General features: G+C 69.0%; 21 protein-coding genes. 5 read left to right on the top strand and 16 right to left on the bottom strand.

Annotated elements, in window-relative coordinates; translation table 11 throughout:
- Window positions 1-24 precede the first annotated feature (24 nt).
- The 3 genes from BN976_RS10055 to BN976_RS10045 all read left to right on the top strand — a co-directional run bounded on the left by BN976_RS10055 (window position 25) and on the right by BN976_RS10045 (window position 1,829).
- Window positions 25-456 (top strand): nitroreductase family deazaflavin-dependent oxidoreductase, encoded by a 432-nt coding sequence (locus tag BN976_RS10055; RefSeq protein WP_036370542.1) that lies wholly within the window; start codon window positions 25-27, stop codon window positions 454-456.
- Between the two features lie 38 nt (window positions 457-494).
- A complete protein-coding gene (locus BN976_RS10050; RefSeq protein ID WP_011778457.1) occupies window positions 495-911 on the top strand; it encodes a pyridoxamine 5'-phosphate oxidase family protein in 417 nt (138 codons plus the stop codon).
- 63 nt (window positions 912-974) lie between these two features.
- Window positions 975-1,829: a DUF4344 domain-containing metallopeptidase gene (locus BN976_RS10045; RefSeq protein WP_036370238.1), complete on the top strand. Its 855-nt coding sequence runs from the start codon at window positions 975-977 to the stop codon at window positions 1,827-1,829.
- Here the strand turns inward: BN976_RS10045 and BN976_RS10040 are convergent, their stop codons facing one another.
- From BN976_RS10040 to BN976_RS10030, 3 genes are all read right to left on the bottom strand, one after another.
- The gene (locus BN976_RS10040) at window positions 1,830-2,867 is read right to left on the bottom strand and encodes an esterase family protein (RefSeq protein ID WP_011778459.1); all 1,038 of its coding nucleotides are present in this window, start codon (window positions 2,865-2,867) and stop codon (window positions 1,830-1,832) included.
- An 88-nt stretch (window positions 2,868-2,955) separates the two neighbouring features.
- Window positions 2,956-3,654, bottom strand: coding sequence for a phytanoyl-CoA dioxygenase family protein (locus BN976_RS10035; RefSeq protein ID WP_036370236.1), 699 nt, complete (start codon window positions 3,652-3,654; stop codon window positions 2,956-2,958).
- A 115-nt stretch (window positions 3,655-3,769) separates the two neighbouring features.
- Window positions 3,770-6,292 carry a glycogen/starch/alpha-glucan phosphorylase gene (locus BN976_RS10030; RefSeq protein ID WP_036370234.1) on the bottom strand — a complete coding sequence of 841 codons (2,523 nt, stop codon included), beginning with the start codon at window positions 6,290-6,292 and terminating at the stop codon, window positions 3,770-3,772.
- Window positions 6,293-6,454: 162 nt separating this feature from the next.
- Between BN976_RS10030 and BN976_RS10025 the strand changes: the two genes are divergently transcribed.
- The gene (locus BN976_RS10025) at window positions 6,455-8,386 is read left to right on the top strand and encodes a sensor domain-containing diguanylate cyclase (RefSeq protein ID WP_036370232.1); all 1,932 of its coding nucleotides are present in this window, start codon (window positions 6,455-6,457) and stop codon (window positions 8,384-8,386) included.
- Here BN976_RS10025 and BN976_RS10020 read toward each other — a convergent pair.
- The 5 genes from BN976_RS10020 to BN976_RS10000 form a co-directional block, all read right to left on the bottom strand.
- Complete coding sequence (locus tag BN976_RS10020) at window positions 8,315-9,337, bottom strand: NAD(P)/FAD-dependent oxidoreductase (protein ID WP_036370230.1); 1,023 nt, start codon at window positions 9,335-9,337, stop codon at window positions 8,315-8,317. The two genes, BN976_RS10025 and BN976_RS10020, sit on opposite strands and share 72 nt — an antisense overlap.
- Window positions 9,334-9,840 carry an isoprenylcysteine carboxyl methyltransferase family protein gene (locus BN976_RS10015; protein ID WP_036370229.1) on the bottom strand — a complete coding sequence of 169 codons (507 nt, stop codon included), beginning with the start codon at window positions 9,838-9,840 and terminating at the stop codon, window positions 9,334-9,336. The genes BN976_RS10020 and BN976_RS10015 overlap by 4 nt, the downstream gene beginning before the upstream one ends.
- 4 nt (window positions 9,841-9,844) lie before the next feature.
- Window positions 9,845-10,906: a type III polyketide synthase gene (locus BN976_RS10010; protein ID WP_036370539.1), complete on the bottom strand. Its 1,062-nt coding sequence runs from the start codon at window positions 10,904-10,906 to the stop codon at window positions 9,845-9,847.
- 8 nt (window positions 10,907-10,914) lie between these two features.
- Entirely contained in the window at window positions 10,915-13,164 is a 2,250-nt protein-coding gene (locus BN976_RS10005; protein ID WP_036370227.1) for an MMPL family transporter, read from the bottom strand.
- A gap of 99 nt (window positions 13,165-13,263) precedes the next feature.
- Entirely contained in the window at window positions 13,264-13,992 is a 729-nt protein-coding gene (locus BN976_RS10000) for a M15 family metallopeptidase (RefSeq protein ID WP_036370538.1), read from the bottom strand.
- A 160-nt stretch (window positions 13,993-14,152) separates the two neighbouring features.
- On the opposite strand from BN976_RS10000, the gene BN976_RS09995 reads away from it, so the two are divergent.
- Window positions 14,153-14,371, top strand: a complete 219-nt coding sequence (locus BN976_RS09995) for a hypothetical protein (RefSeq protein ID WP_036370537.1) — start codon at window positions 14,153-14,155, stop codon at window positions 14,369-14,371.
- Window positions 14,372-14,378: 7 nt separating this feature from the next.
- On the opposite strand, the gene BN976_RS09990 is transcribed toward BN976_RS09995, so the two are convergent.
- The 8 genes from BN976_RS09990 to BN976_RS09955 all read right to left on the bottom strand — a co-directional run bounded on the left by BN976_RS09990 (window position 14,379) and on the right by BN976_RS09955 (window position 23,733).
- Window positions 14,379-15,554 carry an LLM class flavin-dependent oxidoreductase gene (locus tag BN976_RS09990; RefSeq protein WP_051558392.1) on the bottom strand — a complete coding sequence of 392 codons (1,176 nt, stop codon included), beginning with the start codon at window positions 15,552-15,554 and terminating at the stop codon, window positions 14,379-14,381.
- A 128-nt stretch (window positions 15,555-15,682) separates the two neighbouring features.
- Window positions 15,683-17,026 carry a trimethylamine monooxygenase gene (locus BN976_RS09985; protein ID WP_036370226.1) on the bottom strand — a complete coding sequence of 448 codons (1,344 nt, stop codon included), beginning with the start codon at window positions 17,024-17,026 and terminating at the stop codon, window positions 15,683-15,685.
- Between the two features lie 19 nt (window positions 17,027-17,045).
- Window positions 17,046-19,337: a trimethylamine N-oxide demethylase gene (locus BN976_RS09980; protein WP_036370225.1), complete on the bottom strand. Its 2,292-nt coding sequence runs from the start codon at window positions 19,335-19,337 to the stop codon at window positions 17,046-17,048.
- A 7-nt stretch (window positions 19,338-19,344) separates the two neighbouring features.
- Window positions 19,345-19,719 (bottom strand): cupin domain-containing protein, encoded by a 375-nt coding sequence (locus BN976_RS09975; RefSeq protein ID WP_036370223.1) that lies wholly within the window; start codon window positions 19,717-19,719, stop codon window positions 19,345-19,347.
- A 217-nt stretch (window positions 19,720-19,936) separates the two neighbouring features.
- Window positions 19,937-22,324, bottom strand: a complete 2,388-nt coding sequence (locus tag BN976_RS09970; protein WP_036370221.1) for a lysylphosphatidylglycerol synthase transmembrane domain-containing protein — start codon at window positions 22,322-22,324, stop codon at window positions 19,937-19,939.
- Window positions 22,325-22,558: 234 nt separating this feature from the next.
- Window positions 22,559-22,858, bottom strand: a complete 300-nt coding sequence (locus tag BN976_RS09965) for a hypothetical protein (protein ID WP_011778474.1) — start codon at window positions 22,856-22,858, stop codon at window positions 22,559-22,561.
- A gap of 122 nt (window positions 22,859-22,980) precedes the next feature.
- Entirely contained in the window at window positions 22,981-23,289 is a 309-nt protein-coding gene (locus BN976_RS09960; RefSeq protein WP_011778475.1) for a hypothetical protein, read from the bottom strand.
- Between the two features lie 189 nt (window positions 23,290-23,478).
- Window positions 23,479-23,733 (bottom strand): hypothetical protein, encoded by a 255-nt coding sequence (locus BN976_RS09955; RefSeq protein ID WP_011778476.1) that lies wholly within the window; start codon window positions 23,731-23,733, stop codon window positions 23,479-23,481.
- Window positions 23,734-23,756 lie beyond the last annotated feature (23 nt).

Genomic DNA, 23,756 nt, shown 5'->3' with positions numbered 1-23,756 from the left:
CGAATCCGCCATACCATGGCCGGCATGGCGGACCAGATGGCCGACGAGCGCGACTTCAACCAGCGCAACATCGACGAGTTCCGGGCCAACGGCGGCAAGGTCGGCGGCCAGTTCGAGGGCTTCCCGCTGCTGCTGCTCACCTCCACCGGGGCCAAGAGCGGGCAGCCGCGCGTCAACCCGGTGGCGTACTTCGACATCGACGACAGGATCTACATCGTCGGCTCCTCAGCTGGCCGCGACCGAGATCCGGCCTGGGCGTTCAACATTCGCGCCCACCCGGAGGCGAGCGTGGAGATCGGGACCGCGCCCGCCAAGCCGGTGACCGCCCGCGAGCTGCCCCGCGAGGAACGCGACAGGGTCTACGCCGTCGTCGCCGAACGGGCGCCCGGGTTTGCCGACTACGAATCCCGCACCGACCGCGTCATCCCCGTCTTCGAGCTGGTGACCGCGACCTGACGGGAATGTGACCGCGCTCGCACCGGTTGGCACAAGACATGGCGACGATGACGAATGACGAGCGTGAGAAGTACCTGGCCGGCCTGCATGTCGGGGTGATCGCCGTCGAGCGGCCCGGCCGGGCGCCGCTGTCGGTGCCGATCTGGTACGGCTACGAGCCCGGCGGTGAGGTGCTGCTGTGGACCGAGGCCGACTCGGTGAAGCACCGGCTGATCCGTGACGCCGGCCGTTTCGCCATCACCGCCCAGGACGAACAGCCGCCCTACAGGTACGTCACCGCCGAGGGTGACGTCACCGCGATCGGGCCCGCCCGGGACGCGGAGGTGCGTGCGATCGCTGTGCGCTACCTCGGTGAGCAGGAGGGCGGACAGTTCACCGACGAGAACCTGACACCCACGTCGGTCGTCATCCGGATGCGCCCGCAGCGCTGGCTGAGCACCGATTACTCGAAGTAGCCCTGTACCGGCCTAAAATCTGCGACGGTGTCAAAAGATTCGTCGCAGCAAAGGGGTCGGGACATGCGCATACAGGTGTTGCCGCTGTTGGCGGCCGGTCTGCTCGTCGTCGGATGTGGAGGCGCCGAGCAGCAGCAACCCGAGACGACCGAGTCCGTCACGGGCAAGGCCGAAGCGTCCCAGAACCCGGAAGGCCCGGCCCCCGAAAGCGGCGGCTCGATGATCGTCAGCTACGAGGACGCCCAGACCCCGGAGGCCGTCCGGGGCAAGGAGCTGTTGCAGGGCGACCAGGTGCTCGAAGACATGGCCGACGACATCAACGACACCCTGGTCCTGCCCTACGACATCCCGCTTCTCGGCGTGCAGTGCGACGAGGCCAACGCGTTCTGGGATCCGGACGCCAAGACCGTCACCATCTGCTACGAGGACACCGCCAACAGCGAGCAGATCTTCGCCGACGCAGGGGATCCGGACCCGGCGGCTGCGGCGATCAACACCGAATGGGCCACCTTCTATCACGAGGTCGGCCACATGGCGGTCACCGTCTACGACCTGCCGATCACCGGCCGGGAAGAAGACGTCGCCGATCAGCTCGCCGCCTACGTGCTGTTGCAGCCCGACGAGGACGGCCAGCCCGACCCCGAATCGGTGCAGTCGGTCAAGGACTTCGCCCGGGTGTTCGGCGTGAGCGGTGAGCAGCGCGGCGAAGTGGGCGAGGCCGACCTCGCCGACGTGCACACCCTCGACGAGGCGCGGATGTACAACCTGGAGTGCTGGATCTACGGGTCGGACCCGGCGGCCAACGGCGACCTGGTCAGCGACGGCCGGCTTCCCGAGGACCGCGCCGACGGCTGCGAGGCCGAATGGGATCAGCTCGACAACGCCTGGTCGACGCTGCTGGACCCGTACTTCAAGTAATCAGCCCGCAGGAGCCGGTACCGGCATGGCCGGAGGCGGTGGCACCGGGGCGCCCGGCGGCGGCAGTCCCGGAGGCGGCGGGGGCGGCGGCGGTGGCGCGAGCAGCCGGACGATGTCGGCCTTCATCGCCTGCAGCTGCGCGCCCCAGTAACCCCAGCTGTGGGTGCCGTTCGGCGGGAAGTTGAACACCGCGTTGCGGCCGCCCGCTGCCAGGTACTTCTGCTGGAACTCCTTGTTGGTGGAGACGGTGATGGTCTCCAGGTAGCCGGCGCTGAAGTTCCTGCCGAAGTCCGAACCGGTGTCGAGATCCGAGGTGACCCCGTTGCCGCAGTAGATCCACAACGCCGTGCGATTGGCGACCAGCCGGTTGACGTTGACGGTCGGGTCGGCGCGCAGCCACGCCGGGGAACCCGGCTTGCCCCACATGTCGTAGGAGTCGAAGCCGCCCGCGTCCTGCATCGCGATGTCGATGAGCGCAGGCCACAGCCCGCGCGACGGCGCGAGATACCCCGACAGCGAGGCCGCGAACTTGTACTGGCGCGGATACCAGGCGGCCAGCGTCAACGCCGCACTGCCCGACATCGACAGCCCCACAACGGCATTGCCGAACGGATCCTGTCCCCGGTTGGCGGCCAGCCAGGCCGGCAGTTCGCGGGTCAGGAACGTCTCCCACTTGTAGGTCAGCGTGCCGTTGCGATTCTTGGCGGGCCGGTACCAGTCGGCGTAGAAGCTGGCCACCCCGCCGACGGGCATGATCACCGACACCCCGGACTCGTGGAACCACTCGAAGGCGGCGGTGTTGATGTCCCAGCCGTTGTAGTCGTCCTGCGCGCGCAGCCCGTCGAGCAGCAGCACCGAATGCGGTCCGCCGCCCTGGAATTCGACGCGGATGTGGCGTCCCATCGACGGCGACGGCACGTCGAGCTGCTCGATCGGCAGGCCGTCCCGCGAGAACGCCTGGGCCTGCGGTGCGGCGCCGGCCGTCAGCAATCCGGCGGCGAGCAGCACCGCGGCGGCGATGCGCGCGAAGAACGTCACCCGCGCGAAGTTAACAGCGCCCGGTGCGTGGTCCCGGGGGCGCGCGGGGCGGTGACCGGGTCGTTATCGAACTGCGATTTCGGTGTGGTCAGTCGTGCGCAACGCGACTGAGCACGCCGAAATCGCGGAGGAGGACGGGTCCCTGGGCCATGGCGCGCGGTGTGGCGCCGCGGTGTTCGTCGGCGGCGTGGACGGTGAAGGGGTGCAGGATGTACATGTCGCCCGGCGAGCCGGTCGCATGGCGGACGGGCCGGTCGGCGCTGGCCGCGTCGACGAGCGCCCCGGCGGTCACCGCATCCAGCGGCTCGTCGCCCAGCACGGCGGCGACGTCACGATGGGAACCCGCACGGATGCGGGTCGGGGCGTCGGCGAGCGTCACCTCCGAGAGCAGCGTCAGCACCAGCACCGTCTGCGGGCGGTTGGTCACCACCCATGTCCCGTCGGCGGCCTGGGTGTTCAGGTCGATGTGCCAACCCCGGTCCTCGGCGGGCGGGGACACCGGGAAGCGGACCGGGACGTTGCCGAGCGCGCCGCGGGGCACCCACCCGCCGGGGCCGCAGATCCCGTCGAGCGCCGCGGCCAGCACCGGGCTGCGCGCCAGCTCGCCGCACGGGCCGTCGCCGGTGAGATCAGCCGCCCACAGCACCGGCTGCGTCCACGACGACGGATCGTCCGGTGACACCGGGAGCTGACGCCACACCTGCGCGCGGGCAGCGTCGGCGAGCGCCCGCGGGGCGCCCACGACCTTGACGAACCCGTCGGCGGCGAAGGCGTCGACATCGACCATGCGGCCAGCGTGGCACGACACCCCGCCTGCGCGCCAAGGGTTTTCAAGCCGTGCCGAGATTGCCTCCAGTCAGGAGTTTGTCGAGTGAGCTCCTGCTGGAATGCAATTTCGGCGGTCAGAGGTCGACGGACATCGGGCTGACGCCCCAGATCTCGTCGCAGTACTCCCTGATCGCGCGGTCGGAGGAGAACTTGCCGCTGCGCGCGGTGTTGCGGATCGACATCCGCGACCAGGTGTCATCCTCCAGCCACACCCTGCTGACCTCGTCCTGGCAGTCCACATAGGACCGGTAGTCGGCCAGCGCCAGGAACGGGTCGTGGTGAAGCAGATTCTCGACGATCGGGCGCAGCACCTCGGTGTCGCCGTGGGTGAACTCGCCGCGGGCGAGCAGCTCGAGCACCGCCGCCAGCTCCGGGTCCTTCTCGACATGGCCGAGCGGGCGGTAGCCCTCGGCCTTGACCTTCTCGACCTGGCTCTCCGTCAGCCCGAACAGGAAGAAGTTCTCCGCGCCCGCCTCCTGCCGGATCTCGACGTTGGCGCCGTCGAGCGTCCCGATCGTCAGCGCGCCGTTGATCATGAACTTCATGTTCCCGGTGCCCGAGGCCTCCTTGCCCGCCGTCGAGATCTGCTCGGAGAGATTGGCCGCCGGGTAGACCAGGTGGGCGTTCTTGACGTTGAAGTTCGGCAGGAACACCACCTTCAAGTAGCGGTTGACCACCGGGTCGGCGTTGACGGTGTCGCCGACCGCGGTGATCATCTTGATGATCCGCTTGGCCATGAAGTAGCCGGGTGCGGCCTTGCCGCCGAAGATGAACACCCGCGGCGGGATCGACAGGCCGGGGTTGGTCTTGAGCCGGTGATACAGCGCGACGATGTGCAGCACCATCAGATGCTGGCGCTTGTACTCGTGGATCCGCTTGACCTGCACGTCGAACATCCAGGTCGGGTCCAGCTCGATGCCGGTCGTCGAGTGCACGTACTCGGCGAGGCGAGACTTGTTGGCGCGCTTGACCTCCCGCCAGCGGGCCCGGAACGCCGGATCGTCGACGAACGCCTCGAGCCCGTGTAGGCGCTCCAGGTCGGTCAACCAGCCGGGGCCGATCGACTCGTCGAGCAGTTCCCGCAGGCCCGGATTCGACAGCGCCAGGAACCGCCGCGGCGTCACCCCGTTGGTGACGTTGCCGAACCGCTCCGGCCACATCTCGTAGAAGTCCTTGAGCACACTGGCTTTCAACAGCTCGGAGTGCAGCGCCGCGACGCCGTTGACGGCGTGGCTTCCGACGGTCGCGAGGTGCGCCATCCGCACGCTCTTGCCGCCGTCCTCACCGATCAACGACATCCGGCGCACCCGCTCCTCGTCGTCGGGGAACTTCGCGCGCACCTCGTCGAGGAACCGGTCGTTGATCTCGTAGATCAACTCCAGGTGCCGCGGCAGGGCGTCGCCGAAGATCCGCAGCGGCCACGTCTCCAGCGCCTCGGGCAGCAGCGTGTGGTTGGTGTAGCCGAACGTGCGCACCGTCAGGTCCCACGCCTCGTCCCACGTCAGGTGGTGCTCGTCGATCATCAGCCGCATCAGCTCGGCCACCGCGATCGACGGGTGCGTGTCGTTGAGCTGGATCGCCCACTTGTCGGGCAGCTTGTGCAGCGGCAGGTGCGCCCGCTTCAGATGGATGTTGAGAATGTCCTGCAGCGAGCACGTCACGAAGAAGTACTGCTGCAGCAGCCGAAGCCGTTTACCGGCCTCGGGCTCGTCGTTCGGGTAGAGCACCTTCGACACCGTCTCGGAGACGACCTCCTCGTCGACGGCCTTGTAGAAGTCGCCGGTGTTGAACGCCTCCAACGCGAACGACTCCACCGCACGCGCGCTCCACAGTGTCAGCGTGTTGCACGTGTTGACGCCGTAGCCCTGCACCGGGGTGTCGTACGAGACGCCCTGCAACACCCGCTGCGGCACCCACCGCACCCGCAGCCGGCCGGTGACGTCCTCGTACTGCTCGGTGTGACCGCCCCAGTTCACGGTGTAGCTGGCGTCCGGCTTGTCGATCTCCCACGGGTTGCCGCGCACCAGCCAGTTGTCGGTCTTCTCGACCTGCCAGCCGTCGACGATCTCCTGCCGGAAGATGCCGAACTCGTAGCGGATGCCGTAGCCGATGGACGGCCGCTCCAGCGTGGCCAGCGAGTCCAGGTAACAGGCGGCCAGCCGGCCCAGCCCGCCGTTGCCCAGGCCCGGCTCGCCCTCGCAGGCCAGGATCACGTCGAGGTCCTGGCCGAGCTCGGAGAGCGCCTCGCGCGCCTCGTCCTCGATGCCCAGGTTGAGCAGGTTGTTACCCAGCTGCGGACCCATCAGGAACTCGGCCGACAGGTAGCAGGTGACCTTCGCCGACAGGTCCAGCCAGTCCTGCGTCGTCGCCATCCAGCGCTTCTGCATGCGGTCGCGCACCGCCAGCGACAGCGCGCGGTAATAGTGCTCGGGGGTCAGCACGGCGGCCGGGCGCGCGATCGAGTAGACGAGATGGTCGCTGACCGCGGCGCGCAGCGCGTCGGCGGTCATACCGGACCGGGTCTGTCCCGTCGGTCCCACCTTCACCCCGTTGACCTCGACGGATTCGGTTGAGGTGGGGTTGATGACATCGGTCACGGGCTCTCCTGCGGTCGCAAGCTCGGTGGCGGAGGAGTCATTGTGTCGTGCCCGCGTTTCTGGTGCGGGTCCGGTACGGGTCGAGGATGTGAACGGCACATTCGCAGCCCGGTCAGGGCGTGGGGGATTGCCGGGTGAATATTGACGGGGTTGACTGTTCTGATGTCGACGGGCGGTGCCGAGCCTCTGACCGGCGGGTCCTCCCGCCGGCAGCGCTGGCGTGCGCGGCTGACCGGTGCCGACCTGCTGCCCCCGCTGTGGCACCTGGTGGGCTGGACCGTGGGCGTGGCGGCCGCCTCGTACCTGGTTCGCTGGCTCGCCTCGGTCGACGGCCGCACGTTCACGGTGGTGTGGCTGGCGGCCGCCCCGCAGCTGGTCGCGCTGCTGCTGGCGCGGCGCAGGCACTGGCCCGCCTACCTGGTGACGTTCGCGTTCTTCCAATACGTGCCGGCCTGGGTGCTGCTGGACCGCCCGCCGGAACTCGCCGCGCTGTCCACCGTCGCCGCGGTGGTGTTCGCCGCGGCGATGCTGCATTCCGACCAGGACTGGATCCACGGCCGCAGCGACTCGCTGCGCAGCTGGCGCCGGTTCGTGCTGTACGGGGTCATCGTCGCGCCGGCGTTCGCGGGCACCGTCGGGGCGCTCAGCGTGCTGGTGCACCAGCAGGGCCGCACCGACCCGAAGTCGCTGTGCATCGTCGCGCTGATCTGGTATCTCGCCGAGGCGGTCGGCATCGCGTTCCTGGCTCCGGTGCTGCTGCGGTGGAACCGGTACTGGCGGCGGCACTCGGCGCGCCAGGTCGTCACCACCGGAGGCTTCACGGTGCTGATGGTGGCGCTGGGCCTGATCGCGGCTCACGAGTCGAACTTCGTGCTGATGTTCCTCACCGCGGTGCCCGCGCTGCTGGTGCTGATCGAGTTCGGTATCGCGGCGGCGTTCTGGCAGATGGCCGTCGGGGCCGCGGTGGTGCTGGGCACCACTTTCGCCGGGCTCGGCCCGTTCGTCGCGACGGCCGTCGACCCGACCCAGGCGATGATCCACGCGCAGGTGTTCCTGCTCACCGGGTACGCGATGGTGGTGCTGGTCGCGGCGGCGCTGGAGGAACGCAACCGACTCAGCGCGCTCGACCGCGCCAGCCACGAGGTGTACGACCTCGTCGCCGACCTGACCGGTGACTTGGTGATCGTCATCGATTCCCGCGGCGACGTGCTGCACCACGCGTTCAACGGGCACAGCAACCTGAACCTGCCCAGTGGACGCATCGGGCACGCCGACTGGGAGAGCGAGGTGCACCCCGACGATCTGCACATCGTCGTCGAGCACTGGACGTCCGGCCGCACCGCCGCGTCGCTGCCGTTCCGGATCAGGGCCCGCGACGGGTCGTGGCGCTGGTTCGTGACACATACCCGCCGCGCCGCCGGGGGACTGTCGGTGGCCGTGCTGCGCGACATCACGCTGGAGCGCGAAGTGCAGGAATCGTTGACCGACATGGCGAACACCGACGAGCTCACCGGGCTGGCGAACCGTCGTGGGCTGACCCGGAGTGCCAGCGAGATCTGGTCGCGGGCACTGGAACTCGAACAGCCGTTGACGGCGCTGTTCATCGATATCGACCACTTCAAGGCGTACAACGACCACCACGGGCACCAGGCCGGTGACGTCTGCCTGCGTGACGTGGCCGACGTGCTGGCGCATCTGGCCGATCCACGGACCTGCGTGGCCGCCCGGTACGGGGGAGAGGAGTTCGCGGTCGTGCTGGCCGGCTGCGAGGACCCGTACGCCTTCGCGACCGGACTGTCCTCGGCGATCCGCGCCCTCGGGATCGGGCACCCGGTGTCACCGTGCGGCGTCGTCACCGTCAGCATCGGCGTCGCGACGGTGTCGCCCCGCGACGAGGCCCGCTTCGGTGGCGCCGACCCGGAGGTCGCGGTCAGCGAACTGCTTCACCGCGCGGACAATGCGCTCTACGCCGCGAAATCGCAAGGCCGCAACGCGATCTCGGTGGCCCACGGCGATGCGCTGCTAGTCGGCGAGCAGGTTCACCATTCTGGTGAATACACCCGGGAACGTGCTCGAGGCGGGCACGATGAGTGAGCGCAGCGGCGACGTGCCTGCCCGCAGCATCCCCGCCGTCATCAGCCGGTACCGCCGGGTGGCGCCGCGCCACCGCGCCTCGTAGTCCTGCGGCCGGTCGGCCAGCACAGTGTCGACCAGCAGTCGGGCCGCGGCGAACGACAGTCCCAGCCCCTCCCCGGTGAGGGCGTCGACGTAGCCGGCCGCGTCACCGACGAGCAGCACCCGGCCCGCGACGCGGCGGTGCACCCGTTGACGCAGCGGGCCCGCGGCCCGGTCGGGTTCGTGCGGCAGGCCCTCCAGGCGCGCGCGCAGCGCGGGGAACGCGTCGAGGTGGGTCTCGAAGTTGCCCTGCCGGGACGTCAGGATCGCGATGCCCACGCAGTCGTCGGCCACCGGCGTCACATACGCCTCCCCGGCGTCGGGCCGCGGCGACCAGTACACCTCGACGAAGTCGCTCCACGGTGCCACCGCGACATGGCGCTTGAGGCCCCAGCGCCGGGCCCGGCCGGGCGGGAGCTCCAGCCCCAGGCGGGCCCGGATCGGGGAGTGCAGACCGTCGGCGGCCGCGAGGTAGCGGGCGCGGAAACCGTTGACCGACACCGACTCCGCGTCCTGGGTGAGCGTCCCGATCTTTTCGTGTACCAGCGTCACCCCGGCGGCCCGGGCCGCCTGTAGCAGCGCCGCGTGCAGTGTGGTGCGCCGCACCCCGAGCCCGGCGCCCGAATCGAACCGCGCGGTGACGCCGCGGCTGCCGTCGAAGTAGGAGACCCCCTGGAAGCACCGGCCTTCCGGCTGCGCGCCGAGAAGGTTGAGTTGGCGCACCGCGTGCGGCATCAGCCCTTCACCGCAGGCCTTGTCGATCGGGCCGGTGCGTTGTTCGACGACGACCGTGTCGAGGCCGGCGCGCGCCGCATGGATGGCGGTGGCCAGGCCGGCAGGCCCGCCACCGGCGACCACCAGATCGATCATGTGTGTAGCGTCCGCAACGCCTTGTCCTCCACCGAGATTCGCATCCACAACAGCGCGGCGTTGAGTAGCGTGAACACCAGTGCGGTGACCCAGGCGGTGTGGACCAACGGCAACGCGATGCCCTCGACCACCACCGCGACGTAGTTGGGATGCGACAGGAACCGGTAGGGCCCACCGGTGACGCGGCCAGCGCCCGGCACCACCACCACCCGGGTGTTCCACTGATGCCCGAGCGTCGTGATGCACCACCAGCGCAGACCCTGCGCGGCGACCACGAGCGCGAACATGGACCAGCCGAGGACCGGGATGAACTCCCGGTGCGCGGCCTCGACCAGGCAGGCGGCCAGCAGCACGGTGTGTAACAACACCATCAGCGGATAGTGCGCGGCACCGAACTCGACGCCGCCGCGTGCCCTGCTCCACCTCAGATTGCGTTGCGAGACCACGAGTTCGGCGACGCGCTCCAGCGCGACGGCGGCGATCAGCAGCGTGTAGGCGAGCACGGCCTCACCGCCAGCGCAGCAGCACGAGCTCGGAGCAGAAGCCCGGCCCCATCGCCATCAGCAGTCCGGGCGTACCGGCAGGCGGCTTCTTGGCCCTGGTGTCGCGCAGCACGTGCAGCACCGACGACGAGGACAGGTTGCCGACCTCGGCCAGCGACCGCCAGGCCAGGTCGAGGGCGTCGTCGGGCAGACCGAGCGTCTCGCTGATGGCCTCCATGACCTTCGGGCCGCCGGGATGCGACACCCACGCCGCGATGTCGCCGATCTGCAGGTCGTGCGCACCGAGGAAGCCGGCCATGTCGTCGGCCAGATAGCGCTCGATCAGCTCGGGCAGGTTCGGTGACAGGATCAGCTGGAATCCCGAAGCGCCGACCCGCCATCCCATGGTGTCCAGCGAGTCGGGATACATCCGGCTGCGCGCGTCGAGCACCTCGGGGCCCGTCGCGCCGATCGTCTCGGCCCGTTCGGCGCCCACCGCGATCACCGCGGCCGCACCGTCACCGAACAGTGCGCTGCCGACCAGGCTGGCCATCGTCGGCTCCACCGCCGGGTAGGTCAGCGAGCACAGCTCCACCGACACCAGCGCGGCGATGTGGTCGGGTGCGCCCCGCAGATAGTCGTGCATGCGCGCGATGCCGGCCGCGCCGGCCACGCAACCGAGCCCGAACAGCGGGACGCGGCGCACGTCGGGACGCAACCCGAGCCGGTCGGCGATGCGGGCGTCCAACGACGGCACCGCGATGCCGGTGACCGTCGTCGTCATGATCATGTCGAGGTCCCCCGGGCCCAGACCGGCTTCGTCGAGGGCTGCCGTCAGCGCCTCACAGGCCAGGTCGAGAGAGTGCTCGAGATAGAGGTCGTTGGTCTCACCGAAGTCGACCAGCGTCGGGTAGCGGTCCATCGGGAGGACGAAGTGGCGCGCGTCGACCTTCGCATGCTTGTGCAGCCCCCGGACCACGTCCTCGAGTTCGGCGAAAGCGGGTACAGCGACGAACCTCTCGGTGATCTCGGCCTGGGAGTAGCGGTACGGCGGCAGCGCGCCCTGCACGCCGGCGATGACACTGATGCGGTCATTCATGGTGACGAGATCCGTTCTGGGGGAGTTACTTCAGGGTTGACGCTCGGCGCTTCGGTGAAGCCGAGGCGTTCGTGCACACGTCTGAGCCAGCCCGGTGCCCACCAGTTCAGCCCACCCATCAGGTGCATGAACGCCGGGACGAGCACCATCCGCACCAGGGTCGCGTCGACCAGGACGGCCAAGGTCAGGCCCAGCCCGAACATCCGCATGAACGACACACTGGCCGCGATCAGCGCGGCGAACGAGATCGACATGATCAACGCGGCCGCGGTGATGACGCGGCCGGTATGGGCGATGCCCAGCGCCACGGACTCGTCGGAATCGCCTGTCTCCAGCCAGAATTCGCGGATCCGGGAGACGAGGAACACCTCGTAGTCCATGGACAGGCCGAATGCGATGCAGAACAGCAGCACCGGCATGTTCGCCACCAGCGTGCCGGTCGGCGTGGTCCCGAGGCCGGACAGGTGCCCGTCCTGGAAGATCCAGACCAACGCGCCGAACGCCGCGGTCAGCGAAAGCATGTTCAGCACAAGCGCTTTGAGCGGGACGACGATGCTGCCGGTGAGCAGGAACAGCAGCGCGAACATGATGACCGCGATCAGCCCGAGCACGATCGGGAGCTTGGAGGTGATGGCGTCGACGCTGTCGCGGTTGACCTGCGCGGTGCCCGTCATCAGCACCTCGCGCCCGCCGGGCCCCGCGACGGCGTGCAGCCGGTCGAGCTGGGTTTCGGAGGCGTCGGAGAACAGCGGCGCGGTGCTCGCCACGGTGAGGAAGACGCTGTCGTCCTTCTCACCCGCCGGCGCCGACGGGGGACCGGCGCGGGCGCCGTCGACGAACGTGCCGGTCGGCGCGGACACCGCGGGCACGTCGGGCACCCGGGACAGCTCGGCGGCGTAGGCGGACAGATCGGCCGGGCTCAGCCCCGCGCTGTCGGGCACCACGACCGTGACCGCGGTGTCGGTGTTGTCGGCGAAGTCGCGGCGTAACTGGTCGCCCACCTGATGCGACGACGCGGACGGCGGCAGCACGCGTTCGTCGGGGAACCCCCACTTCACCCCGAGGAACGGGGCGCCGAGGACCAGCAGCAGCACGACCACCGCCAGGCCCAGCGGCAGCGCCCGGCGCATCACCGTCGTGGCGCAGCGGTACCAGAACCGCTGCTGCACCGGTGTCGGCGTCGGTTCGGGCCTGCGCAGGATGCGGCGCGCCAGCCTGTGCACGTCGAGCGCGTCGAGGCGGTCGCCGAGCAGCATCAGCGCCGCGGGCGTGACGACGACGGCCGCGGCCGCAGCGAACGCGACGGTGGCCACCCCGGCGTAGGCGAACGACTTCAGGAAGTGCATCGGAAACAGCACCATCGCGGCCATCGACAGCGCGACCGTCGTCGCCGAGAACAGCACGGTGCGCCCGGCGGTGGACACCGTGCGCCGGATCGCGTCGGGGCGGTCGGCGCCGGCGGCGAGCTCGTCGCGGTACCGCGACAGCATCAGCAGGGTGTAGTCGATGGCCAGCGCCAGGCCCATCGCGGTGGCCAGGTTCAACGCGAAGATCGACACATCGGTGACGAGGGTGACCAGCCGCAGCACCGCCAGCGCACCGAGGATCGCCATGCCGCCGATGGCCACCGGCAGCGCGGCGGCCACCAGACCGCCGAAGACCCAGACCAGGACCAGGAAGCTGAGCGGGATCGCCAGGGACTCCATCACCAGCAGGTCGCGCTGGGAGTGCTCGGTGATCTGGACGTTGACCATCGCGGTGCCACCGGTGCGCACGCTGACGCCGTCCCGGTCGCCGCTGACGTCCTCGGAGATCTGCCTGGCGTAGGTCTGTTGTTCGGCCTCGGTGCCGGTGATGCCTGCGACGATGAGCCCGGCGGTGCGGTCACGGCTGACCAGGTCGGCCGCGGCGGCCGGCGGGGCGGTCCACGGTGAGGAGACGTCGGTGACGTGCGGATCCTGGTCCAGGCGTTTGACGATGGCGGTGCCGACATCGCGCGCGCGGGGGCTGTCGATGCCGTCGTCCGAGGACACCACGACGAGCATCTGGACGTCGCCCTGACCGAACTTCCCGGTGAGAAGCGCCGACGCATGGGCGGACTCGGAGCCGGGATCAGAAAAGCCACTCGGGGACAGGCTCTTGGCCACCGGCACCCCGAACACCGCCAGGACGACGGTCAACAGCGCGGCGGCGAGCAGGATGCGGCGCGGGGCGGCAAGCGCCAGGAGAGCGATTCTGGGAAGCAGCTGAGTCTCCAGTCCACGAAGGGCGCCTAAATGTATGACACGTAATACGCCCTGCGGGGGTTCACGTATTGCCCATGGTCGCCTCCGGAGCCCGGGGTGTCAGTCGAATTCGAAGTGCTGGTAGTCCAGCGGGGTGCGCCAGTGGCCGCCCCAACGCCAGCCGCGTTCGGTGAACGCACGCACCGCGGCGTCGCCGTCGTGCAGCATCCCGGGCTCGGTGCGCGCGCGATCCACCCACGGGCCCGCATTGGCCGGCTCGAACTCGCCCCGCCGGTCGATGTACGGGTTCAGCTTCGGGTTGATGTCCACGGCGCGTCCGTAGGCGTGCAGCGACCAGTTGCCGGTGCCGGGGATGTCGCGGCAGTTGAAGGCCGAGGTGTTGTTGTCGCGCATCGACAGCTCGTCGTCGGCGCCGGGATAGAGGTCGGCGGTGTGCATCTTCTCGATCGGGAACCGCAGCCGGTGCAGGTCGGCGAACACGTCGACGACCTCGTCGGTCAGCTCCCGGTGCACCACCAGCCTGCCGCGATGCGTCCGTCCGTCGAACCCCCAGTAGTCGAGGTCGACACGACGCAGCGCGTCCGGCGGCACCGGACATTCCGGTCGCCAGGTGGTCCCGAGGTCGGCGGCGGTGACGGAATGCACTTCGGCGGGCCGGGGCTGCGGAAGTGGGGACGGGGTGACGGTGCGGACCGTTTCCGGCGCCGCGGTCGGGGTGCCGGGCGGTTTCTGCTGCGCCGCGACGGAGTCTTCGGGGCCTTCGGAGGGGGCGCACGCCACCAGCGCCGCCGTCATGACCGCCAGCGCGGCCGGGCCCGCGAATCTCACCGCGGCCAACCTACCGCAGCCGACTCTGCGATTAGTAGCGCTAATCAGTTCTGTTAGTTGAGCTTTCGAAATTGACAGGTTGGTCACAACCTCGCCGTCATTTGTGTGATGTACGCCATTGGTGGTTTATATTGTGGGCATCATCACAGAGAGGACGGCCATGGCCGGATTTGGTGAGGGAGCGATGCTCCCGCAGGCTGCCGAGCCTCACCGCGCGCACGCGTCAAGTTCGGTCAACTGGGCGCTGGTGATCCTGATGGTGATGCTCCTGATCGCCGCGATCGCGGGAGTCGTGGTCGCGCTCTACAGCGGAATGCCGACCGTCGCCCTGGTGATCGCGTTGGTCACCGGCGCGGTGTTCGCCGGCGTCGCCTGCTGACGACCCGTCATCGCGCGGCGCCGACGAACGGAATCGAGGACGCCGCAGCACCTTTCACGTCTGCGGTGAACAGTCCGCGGTCCCTTAGGATCGGTACGACACCCTCGCCGAACCAGAACAGCTCCTCCAGGTGCGGATAGCCGGAGAACACGAACTCGTCGATGCCCGCCTCGGCGTACTCGGCGATACGGTCGGCCACCTCGGTGTGGCTGCCCACCAACGCGGTCCCCGCACCGCCGCGCACCAGCCCCACCCCCGCCCACAGGTTCGGTGCGATCTCCAGCGACCGCGCATCGTGCCAGCTGCCGTCGGCGCGGTGCGCTTCGTGCAGGGCCAGCATGCGCCGCTGCCCCTCGGACTGGCTGCGCCCCAGACCCGCCTGGGCGCTGCGCACGGTCTCGTCGTCGAGCGCGGACACCAGCTTGTCGGCCTGTGACCACGCCTCGTCAGCGGTGTCGCGGGTGATCACGTGCAACCGGATACCGAACCGCACCTGCCTGCCCTGCTTGGCGGCCAGCCGGCGGATCCAGTCGACCTTGTCCGCGACGGCGGCGGGCGGCTCACCCCAGGTCAGGTACACGTCGGCGTGCCGGGCTGCCACCGGGCCTGCCGCGGTGGAGCTGCCGCCGAAGTACAGCGGCGGCGCCGGGTCCGGCAGGGTCGCCAGCGACGCGCCCTCGACCCTGATGTGCTCGCCGTCGAGCGTCACCGTCTGCCCGTCCCACAGCCGGCGGACCACGTCGAGGAACTCGTCGGCCCGCGCGTAGCGGCCGTCCTTGTCGAGGTAGTCGCCGAACGACCGCTGTTCGTGCGCCTCGCCGCCGACCACGACGTTGAGCAGGATGCGGCCGTGCGCGTGCCGCGCGAACGTCGCCGCCATCTGCGCCGACAGCGTCGGGCTGACCAGGCCGGGGCGGAATGCCACCAGGAACGCCAGAGACGTCGTCTCCCGGGCCAGCAGCGCGGCCGTGATGAACGCGTCCTCGCACCATGCGCCCGTCGGGATCAGCGCGCCCGTGAAACCGAACGTCTCGGCAGCGCGCACGATCGAGGCGAGGTAGTCGATGGACGCGTCCCGATCGCCGCGCGCCGCGCCTGCCGGGGTGCCGTGTCCACCGCCGACGATCAGTCTGCTGTCGCCGTAGGTGGGGAGAAACCAGTGCAGTTTGATCGCAGAAGTCACCACGAGATGGTGTCCGCTGGGTGTCGGAAGGTCAGCGGTTTGAGTCAGCGGGATTTGAAGGACCGCGACCGTGCACACCCGGTAGCTGCGGCGCCCGCGCCACTACCGGGACTGCACGTTCGCGACGGTCAGCGCTTGAGGAAGCGGGCCAGGCTGTCGTCGAGCTCGTCCCACCACGTCGTGTGCGGGGCCGGGCCGACGGTCCCGGTGCACGGCGAGGCGAACGACTTGTCGCGGTAGCCGGTGATGCTGTCGTCCTTGTCGTGCTCCCACGTGACGAAGTGCTGCCGCACCATGTCCAGGTCGAACGCGGGATAGTCGGTCAGCGTCATCAGGTCGCGGACGTAGTCGGTCTGGAAGTCGATCTGCTCCATGACGCTCGCCACCTCGGCATACCTGCCGAGCCAGGCGGCCACGTCGGCGGCCATCGTGTCGTTCCCGGGCAGCGGCAGCCGGCCCAGCACCACGTCGCGGGCCACGAACGCCTGCGCGTCGAACATGCTGAACGTGTAGTACTGGTCCTGCATCCCGAGGTACATCAGCTTCGGGTTGGCCGTCCACACCACACCCTTGTACAGCCCGCCGGGGTAGAGGTTGTTCGTCGTGGTCAGCCGCAGCGCGGGATCGATGAACGGGAAGTGGTGCTGATATCCGGTGCACAGGATGATGGCATCGACGTCGCGGACGGATCCGTCGGCGAAATGCGCGGTGCGGCCGTCGAGGTGCTGCAGGGCAGGCACCTCGGCGATGCCGTCGGGCCAGCCGAATCCCATCGGGGCGTTGCGGTAGGCGATGGTGACCGAGGCGGCGCCGTACTTCAACGACTGCAGCGCGATGTCCTCTGCGGAGTAGCTGCTGCCCAGGATCAGCAGATCCCTGCCGGCGAACTCGACCGCGTCGCGGAAGTCATGGGAATGCAGGATGCGTCCGGGGAACGACTCGAAACCGGGATACTCCGGGACGTTCGGCACGGAGAAGTGCCCGGTGGCGACGATGACGTAGTCGAAAGTCTCTGTGCGAACGCTGCTTTCACCCGAAGTCCAGGACTCGATCGCCAGGGTGAAGGTCTGGGTGGCATCGTCGAACGACACCTGCCGCACCGCGGTGTCGAACTCGATGAACTGGCGCACGTTGCTCTTCTTGGCGCGACCGACGATGTAGTCGTAGAGCACCTCGCGCGGCGGGAACGACGGGATCGGCCCGCCGAAGTGTTCGTCGAACGGGTAGTCGGAGAACTCCAGGCATTCCTTGGGTCCGTTGGACCACAGGTAGCGGTACATGCTGCCGTGCACCGGATCTCCGTGGCTGTCCAGCCCGGTGCGCCACGTGTAGTTCCACAGCCCGCCCCAGTCGCTCTGCTTCTCGAAGCACACCACCTCACCGACGTCGACGCCGTCGAGGCGGGCCTGTTCGAAGGCGTGCAGCTGCGCCAGGCCGCACGGTCCTGCGCCGATCACTGCGGTTCGCGACATGGGTTCCTCCTTGATGACGTCACGAGCGGGGGCGGATCTTGTCGGGGTCGTAGAACGGGACGGTGGTGACGGTGGCGGCGAGCCGCTTGCGGTGGCCGTCGAGCTTGCCGACCTCGACCCGGGTTCCGGGCGCGGTGTACTGAACGGCGATGCGGCACAAGGCGATGCCGGCGCCCAGCACGGGGGAGCGGATCCCGCTGGTGACCACCCCCACCTGGGAGCGGCCGATGTGCACGCAGTCGCCGTGGGCGGCGACCTCGTTGCCGTCCAGGCGCAGGCCGACCAGCGCCCGCTGCGGGTGTGCCTTGCGCTCGATCAGCGCGTCGCGGCCCACGAAGTCGTCGGACTTGCTCTTCAACGGCACGGTGAAGCCGATGCCCGCCTCGAACGGGTCGGTCTGCTCGTCGAATTCGTGGCCCGCGGCGACCAGGCCGGACTCCACCCGCAGCAGTTCCAGCGCTTCGAGGCCCAGCGGCGCCAGCCCGTAGGCCTGGCCGGCCTCCCACACCCGGTCCCACAGCGTTTCGGCGTCGTTCGGGTGGATCCACAGCTCGTATCCGAGTTCGCCGGTGTATCCGGTCCTCGACACCAGCAGCGGCGGCCCCTCCGGTCCGTCGAGCCGGCCGATCAGGAAACGGAACCAGCCGAGGTCGCGCAGGGCGGGCTGACCCGGCGGACTCCAGATCAATTCGCAGAGCAGTTCTTTGCTCGACGGCCCCTGCACGGCGAGGTTGTGCATGTGGTCGGTGGAGTCCTTGATCCACACCTGACCCAACCCGAGCCGCTCCGCCTGGGTCCGCAACCAGATCCCGTCATACGGATCACCGCCGATGAAGCGGAAGTTGTTGTCGCCCAGCCTGAGCACCGTGCAGTCGTCGACCACCCCGCCGGCCTCCGTGCACATCGCCGAGTAGACGACCTGGCCACGGGAGAGCCTGCGCACGTCGCGGGTCAGGGTGGCCTGCAGCAACTCCTCGGCGTCGGGGCCGAGCACCTCGAACTTGCGCAGCGCCGACAGGTCCATCACCGCGACCCGTTCGCGGCACGCCCAGTACTCCTGATGCGGACCGTGGTTGTCGAAACTGTTGGGCAGCCAATAGCCCTTGTACTCGGTGAAATTCGACGTCAGCGCGCCGGTGCGGTTCGCGAACGCGGTCGGCTTGGTCAGCACGGGCTCGGAGTCCGGTGTCAGCCGGTGTCCCACCGCCACAGAGAACCTCCTGGTGGAGTCGTAGACGCGGACATGGATGTCGGTGGGCAGCCAGCCGTTGGCGGCGTCGATGTCGTCGGGGCATGCCGACGAGGCGCACACCAGGTCGCTGCACGCCCGCAGCAGCACGTAGTCGCCGGGGCGTGACCACGGTTCGTCGGAGACCAGTTGATGCTGTGCGTCGAAGGCGGTGTTGTAGAACAGGTTCAGGGCCGGCCAGCCCCGCCGGGGCTGGACTCCGAAACGCGAGAGCGTGGCGTTGAAGTTGTCGGTGCAGTTCACGTGGCCGGGGTAGCCCAGGTCGGCGTAGTACTTGGCGGTGCAGGCCAGGGCGAACGTGTCGTGACGGCCGACGGTGTCGCGCACCACCTCGACGAGCGGGCGCGCGCGGGAATCGAAGAACTTTCCGAACAGGCCGGGCCGCGGATAGGCGCCGCCGCCGATCGTGCGGGTGGTCGTCGCGTCGAGGCCGAACTCGGCGCCGTCGCCGAGCGCACGGGCGTCGAACGCGAGGAAGTCCGAACACTGCTGTCCGGCAACGTCGATGATCTGGATGAACTGGCCGGCGCCGACCTCGTAGGACGACGCCGTCGCGGCGTCCACCCGGGTCTCCCAGAGCGGCTCGGCCAGCGGCGCCGGAAGCTCACGGACCTGCGGCCTGCGCGGGTCGGCGCGGTGCACCTCGACGCGGACCTCCGACGGCGGATTGGGCTCGGTGCCGGTGAGGTCCATCGCGGCCGCCGGGGCGGCGACGAGCACCACGGCATCGGCGTCGACGGCGAAGCTGACCCTGGCCCCGGCAGGGGACCGGCCGTCGAACAGCCGGGTTGCCGTCGAATCCTGTTGGTGGACATGGTGGTCCGACAGCAACGACAGGATGCGTGCGGCGGCGTAGCCGTTCTCGTCCGGCCCTGGGATCAGGTGGCGCAGCACCGTGGCGGGCGCGTCGGGGCGGGTACCGACGACCGCCCGCGGGTCGGTTGCCAGCACCGTGAGTTCCGCGGGCTGGCGGCCGTAGTGGTCGACGACGTCGAGCCGGTCACCGCCGAAGACCCGTACCGCCGTCACCGAGCCCGGTGACACCCGGAGGCGTTCCACCACAACGGGATCAGGGCGCGAACGACCGGTAGCCGACGTAGAACGCCAGGGCGCGGGTCGGGGTGGAGAACAGGATGCGGGAGCCCTTGGGGAAGAAGATCGCGTCCTTCTCCCTGGCGATCTGGATCTGCCCGGTGTCGGGGTTCTCCAACCGGAACTCACCCTCGAGCACGACCTTCATCTCGTCGTAGTCGTAGTAGTAGTCCAGCGGGGCGTCGGTGTTGCGCAACTCGAAGTACCCCGAACACATCGGCACGCCTTGGGGATTGACGTAGACGTCGTCGATGAAGCCCTCGGTGCCCGGATACCGCTCGAGCGACATCTGCGGAAGCTTCTGCCAGAAGCCGGATGTCACCAGGAACGTCGGGGTAGCGGTACTCGTCATCAAGCCTCCAGCGTGATCTCCACTATGAAACAACGTCTGATGGCAGGAAACCATGACTGGGTTTCGGGGAGATTACCGGCGGTAGCCGATGAGTTTCGTTCGCCACGGGTGGCTGTGCCGCGCATAGAGTTCCTGGCAGTGGATTGGGCGCCCCGCGGGCAGCCAGGAACGCTATTCCGCGGGAAAGCACGGGAAAGTGTGGGGAGGTGCGGGGCTTCTAGATCATGTCCTTGCGGGTCAGCCAGCGCATGATCGGCCAGCCGAGGAACACCGGCAGCCAGCAGGTCAGGATCCGGTAGAGCAGCACCGCCGGCACCGCGACCGCCGCGGGCACGCCGAAAGCGGCAAGGCCGCCGATCAGTGCGGCCTCCACCGCGCCGACACCGCCGGGTGTGGGGGCCGCCGACGCCAACGTTCCGCCGATCATCGTCACGATCGTGACGGTGACGAAGCTGGCGTCGCCGCCGAACGCCTCGATGCTCGCCCACAGCGCCAGTGCGCCACCGAGAGTTGTTGTTGCGCAACCTAACACGATCACGGCCAGGCGTCTGGGTTCGCGGGCCAGTGCAATCAGGTCGTTGGCCACCTCCTTCACCCGCGGACGCACCGCGGTGGCCAGCCAGCGCCGCAGCTTCGGCACGAACAGGAAGATCCCGACAGCGCCGAGCGCCGCGCCGGCGATCAGATACAACACCGTGGCGCTCGGCACGAACCGGGACAGATCCGCCGAAACCCCCACCGCCGCGCTGAAGAAGATCAGCAGCGTGATGTGGGTGATCACCTGGACCGACTGCTGCAGCGCCACCGCCGTGGTGGCCCGTAGCGCGCCCAACCCGCCCTTCTGCAGGAACCGGGTGCTCAGCGCGAGACCGCCCACCCCGGCCGGCGTCGTCGTCGCGGCGAACGTGTTGGCCACCTGCATGATGGTGAGGTCGCGGAAGCTGACAAGCCGGTCGGCGCACGCCCACAACGCCGCCGCCGCGCCCAGATACTTCAGTGCCGACACCGCCAGACCGGCCAGCGCCCACCACCAGTTGGCCGACCGCAGCTCGGAGAAGAACACCGGCACCGAGCTGATGAACGGGTAGGCGACGTAGACCAGCGCCACCAGCAGCACCATCTGGATCAGCTGGTTGCGGGTGAAGCGGGTGATCGTCGTCGTCTTGATCTGGTCGGCGCCGGTCTGGCGTTTCACCTCGTCGCGAACCGTCGACATCACCGTGCCCGCGTCGCGCACCGACATCCGGACGCGTTTCGGCACGGCCGTCTTGGTGAGGCGCCTCGACGCGGCGAGCACCGGCTCGAAACCGAAGACGGTGATCGCGGCGGCCACCGCCTTCGGTGCGCCGTAGAGGTCCGTCGTCGTCATCAACAACTGGGCGATGTCGGTGTGCAGATGCGCATCGGAGGCGCCGTACTCGGCGTGGGCGAAGCCACCGAACAGCGGGGTGCCGTCGACGACGGTGATCGCCTTGCCGCGCAGATCGCCGTGCGAGATCTGCTGGCTGTGCAGCACCGCCAGCGAATCCCACACGCGGGCGACCGGGATGGCGTCGGCGCAGTCGTCGAGCGGAGTCCCGCAGGCCGGTTTGTGCGCGTACACCGTCCAGCCGCGGTCCAGCGTGGCCACCGCGATCGGGGAGGTGTTCGCCATCCCGAGGTCACCGACCGCCAGCGCCATCAGGGCGCGGTGCTCGACGGCGCGGCGCATCGAGGTCTGTATCGGGGCGGTCTCGCTGTCGCGCAGGCGCAGCTTGCTCCAGAACTGGCGCAGGAACCCGCCGCCGCGTTGGTGCGGGCCGTACAGCTCGACGATCGCGGTGCCCGGCTCCGCGTCGTCGGACGTCCGCTCGGTCGCGTCGAGCATCAGCGGCCCCTGCCCCGCCGGACGGACCACCTTGAGCGCGCGCACCTGGAACCCGCGCCGCGCCATCGCCCGCACCGCGCCGTCCAGCGGCACCTCAAGGGCGGGCGTACCCACCACCAGCACCACGAGCGCCCCGACGAACCATCCGACCGCGAGCCCGAGCAGAGAGCGCGCCGGGACGACGGCGCTGACCACCAGATGGATCGGCACGAACGCCAGCAGCAGCGCCCACCACCAGTGCCGCCAGCGGGCAGGCAGCCACGGGCCCGACACCGTCAACACCGCGGCCAGCATCGCGATCCACCGGGGGTCGTCGAGGAACTGCGACAGCACGGTGTCGAGCCGCTCGGTGAGGTCGAAATGCCAGCGCGGCGCCGCGATCCCGTTGCCGGTGATCGACAGCGACAGGATGGCGATCAGGCCGGCCGCGGCGTAGGCGCCGAGCAGTTTCCACTGTCGCGAGACGATCAGCCCGATCAGGATGACGAACGGCAGCGCCAGGATCGCGACACCGTAGATCAGGTAGACGGTGTTCGACTGCGTCGGGCTCAGCACGCCGACGATCTCGGAGATGGACCGCTCCAACGCCTCCCACTCGTAGCGGGTGATCAGCGAGCTGGTGACGATCACGACGAGGAACACGCCGGCCAGCGCCAGTCGGAGGATGTCGTTGGTGCGCCGGGTCAACGGCTGCAGCAGGCTGCCCGAAACAGCGACGTCCTGCCCGTCAACTCGCATGTCGCAACGATCTCTCCGATTGGCCCGTGAACCGACATCGGCTCACCGACAAAATAGCGACTGTTCGGTGACGATCGGTACACGCGGAAGGGGCGCCCCGGTTGGGACGCCCCTTCGGTAGTGGTCAGATCGGCCGCCGAAATTGCATTCCAGCAGGAGAAAGTCGAGAAGCGACCTGCTGGAATGCAATTTCGGCGAGGGTCCGGCTCAGCGGACGGTGCTGAACTTGTCCGCTCAGCGGACGGTCACGTAGTAGACCTTCCCGACGACCCTCAGCTCCAGGCCGTCGTCGCCGCCCTCGTTGACCCATTCCGTGACGTTGCCGCCGGTATGCACCCCGACGACTTCGGCCTCCGACAGCGGCGCGCTGCCCAGCTTGTTGACGATCACCCGGTTGCCCCCGGCCTGAAGCTCGCTGATGGTGGACTGGGCGTCCCCGGTCGCCGACGGGGCGGCAACGGCGGGCCCGGCCAGGCCCAGCGCGGCGGCGGTCAGCCCGGCGGCGACGGCTGTGGCGATGGTGAAGTTCTTCATGCTCTGGTGAACCCGTCGATAGGTGCGGCAATTTCCGCTGGCAGTATCTGGTCGCCGAAATGGCATTCCACGTGGGCAAACCGAGAAAGCACCGCGTGGAATGCGCTTTCGGCGGGGTCGGCTCAGCGGATGTCGAGGTAGTAGACGTGGCCGACGACGGTCCGCTGGTAGGTGCGCTCGTAGAGGTCGTCACGGACGGTGTCGCGCAGCGCAGGACCGCGATAGATGCTCACCACCTCGGCCTGATCCAGCGGGGTGTCGGAGAGCCGGTTGACGATCACCCGGTTGCCCTCGGCTTCGAGCATGGTGATCGTTTCGGCGGCGTCGCCTCCGGGCATCGGCGCGGCGACGGCGGGAGCGGCGAAGCCGAACATTGCGGCGGTCAGACCGGCGGCAACGGCGGCGGTGACGTTGACGGTGGTGGTGTTCATGAGTGGTCCTGCACTTTCTGGATGGTCGGGCATCTGAAAGTGGGTGTGGTCGTGCGCGCCGTGCGTTACACGTGCGCCGAGATTGCTTCTACGTCGGGAAAAGTCGAGTGGAGACCTGCTGGAATGCAATTTCGGCGGAAATGATGGAGTGGGCACCCCCACCACCGGGGTGCCCCTCCTCGGCGACGCTCAGCGGACAGCGACGTAGACCACCTGGCCGAGTGCCGACGCGTCGCCGGATCCGGGATGCACGGAGACCACCGATGCCCGCGAGAGCGGAGTGTCGGAGAGGCGCTTCACGATCACCTGGTTGCCCTGCTGAGTGAGTTGGCTGATCGCGTCGTTGGCGTTACCCGGCCCGGTGGGCGCGGCATACGCGGGCCCGGCGAGCCCCAGACCGGCGGCGGCCAGCCCGGCGGTGACGGCGGCGATGGTGAAGTTCATGACGAATGCTCTTCCCTGTTCAG

This window comes from Mycolicibacterium austroafricanum (assembly GCF_000612725.1).
Lineage (GTDB): Bacteria > Actinomycetota > Actinomycetes > Mycobacteriales > Mycobacteriaceae > Mycobacterium > Mycobacterium austroafricanum.
The sequence above is the reverse complement of the archived record's forward strand: the minus strand, read 5'-3'. Positions and strand labels throughout refer to the sequence as shown.

What these genes read in the sequence shown, in the direction of transcription:
- BN976_RS10055 (WP_036370542.1), top strand. Translation starts at nt 25, where the DNA reads ATGGCGGACCAGATGGCCGACGAGCGCGACTTCAACCAGCGCAACATC.
- BN976_RS10050 (WP_011778457.1), top strand. Translation starts at nt 495, where the DNA reads ATGGCGACGATGACGAATGACGAGCGTGAGAAGTACCTGGCCGGCCTG.
- BN976_RS10045 (WP_036370238.1), top strand. Translation starts at nt 975, where the DNA reads ATGCGCATACAGGTGTTGCCGCTGTTGGCGGCCGGTCTGCTCGTCGTC.
- BN976_RS10035 (WP_036370236.1), bottom strand. Translation starts at nt 3,654, where the DNA reads ATGGTCGATGTCGACGCCTTCGCCGCCGACGGGTTCGTCAAGGTCGTG.
- BN976_RS10025 (WP_036370232.1), top strand. Translation starts at nt 6,455, where the DNA reads ATGTCGACGGGCGGTGCCGAGCCTCTGACCGGCGGGTCCTCCCGCCGG.
- BN976_RS10020 (WP_036370230.1), bottom strand. Translation starts at nt 9,337, where the DNA reads ATGATCGATCTGGTGGTCGCCGGTGGCGGGCCTGCCGGCCTGGCCACC.
- BN976_RS09995 (WP_036370537.1), top strand. Translation starts at nt 14,153, where the DNA reads ATGGCCGGATTTGGTGAGGGAGCGATGCTCCCGCAGGCTGCCGAGCCT.
- BN976_RS09985 (WP_036370226.1), bottom strand. Translation starts at nt 17,026, where the DNA reads ATGTCGCGAACCGCAGTGATCGGCGCAGGACCGTGCGGCCTGGCGCAG.
- BN976_RS09975 (WP_036370223.1), bottom strand. Translation starts at nt 19,719, where the DNA reads ATGACGAGTACCGCTACCCCGACGTTCCTGGTGACATCCGGCTTCTGG.
- BN976_RS09970 (WP_036370221.1), bottom strand. Translation starts at nt 22,324, where the DNA reads ATGCGAGTTGACGGGCAGGACGTCGCTGTTTCGGGCAGCCTGCTGCAG.
- BN976_RS09965 (WP_011778474.1), bottom strand. Translation starts at nt 22,858, where the DNA reads ATGAAGAACTTCACCATCGCCACAGCCGTCGCCGCCGGGCTGACCGCC.
- BN976_RS09960 (WP_011778475.1), bottom strand. Translation starts at nt 23,289, where the DNA reads ATGAACACCACCACCGTCAACGTCACCGCCGCCGTTGCCGCCGGTCTG.
- BN976_RS09955 (WP_011778476.1), bottom strand. Translation starts at nt 23,733, where the DNA reads ATGAACTTCACCATCGCCGCCGTCACCGCCGGGCTGGCCGCCGCCGGT.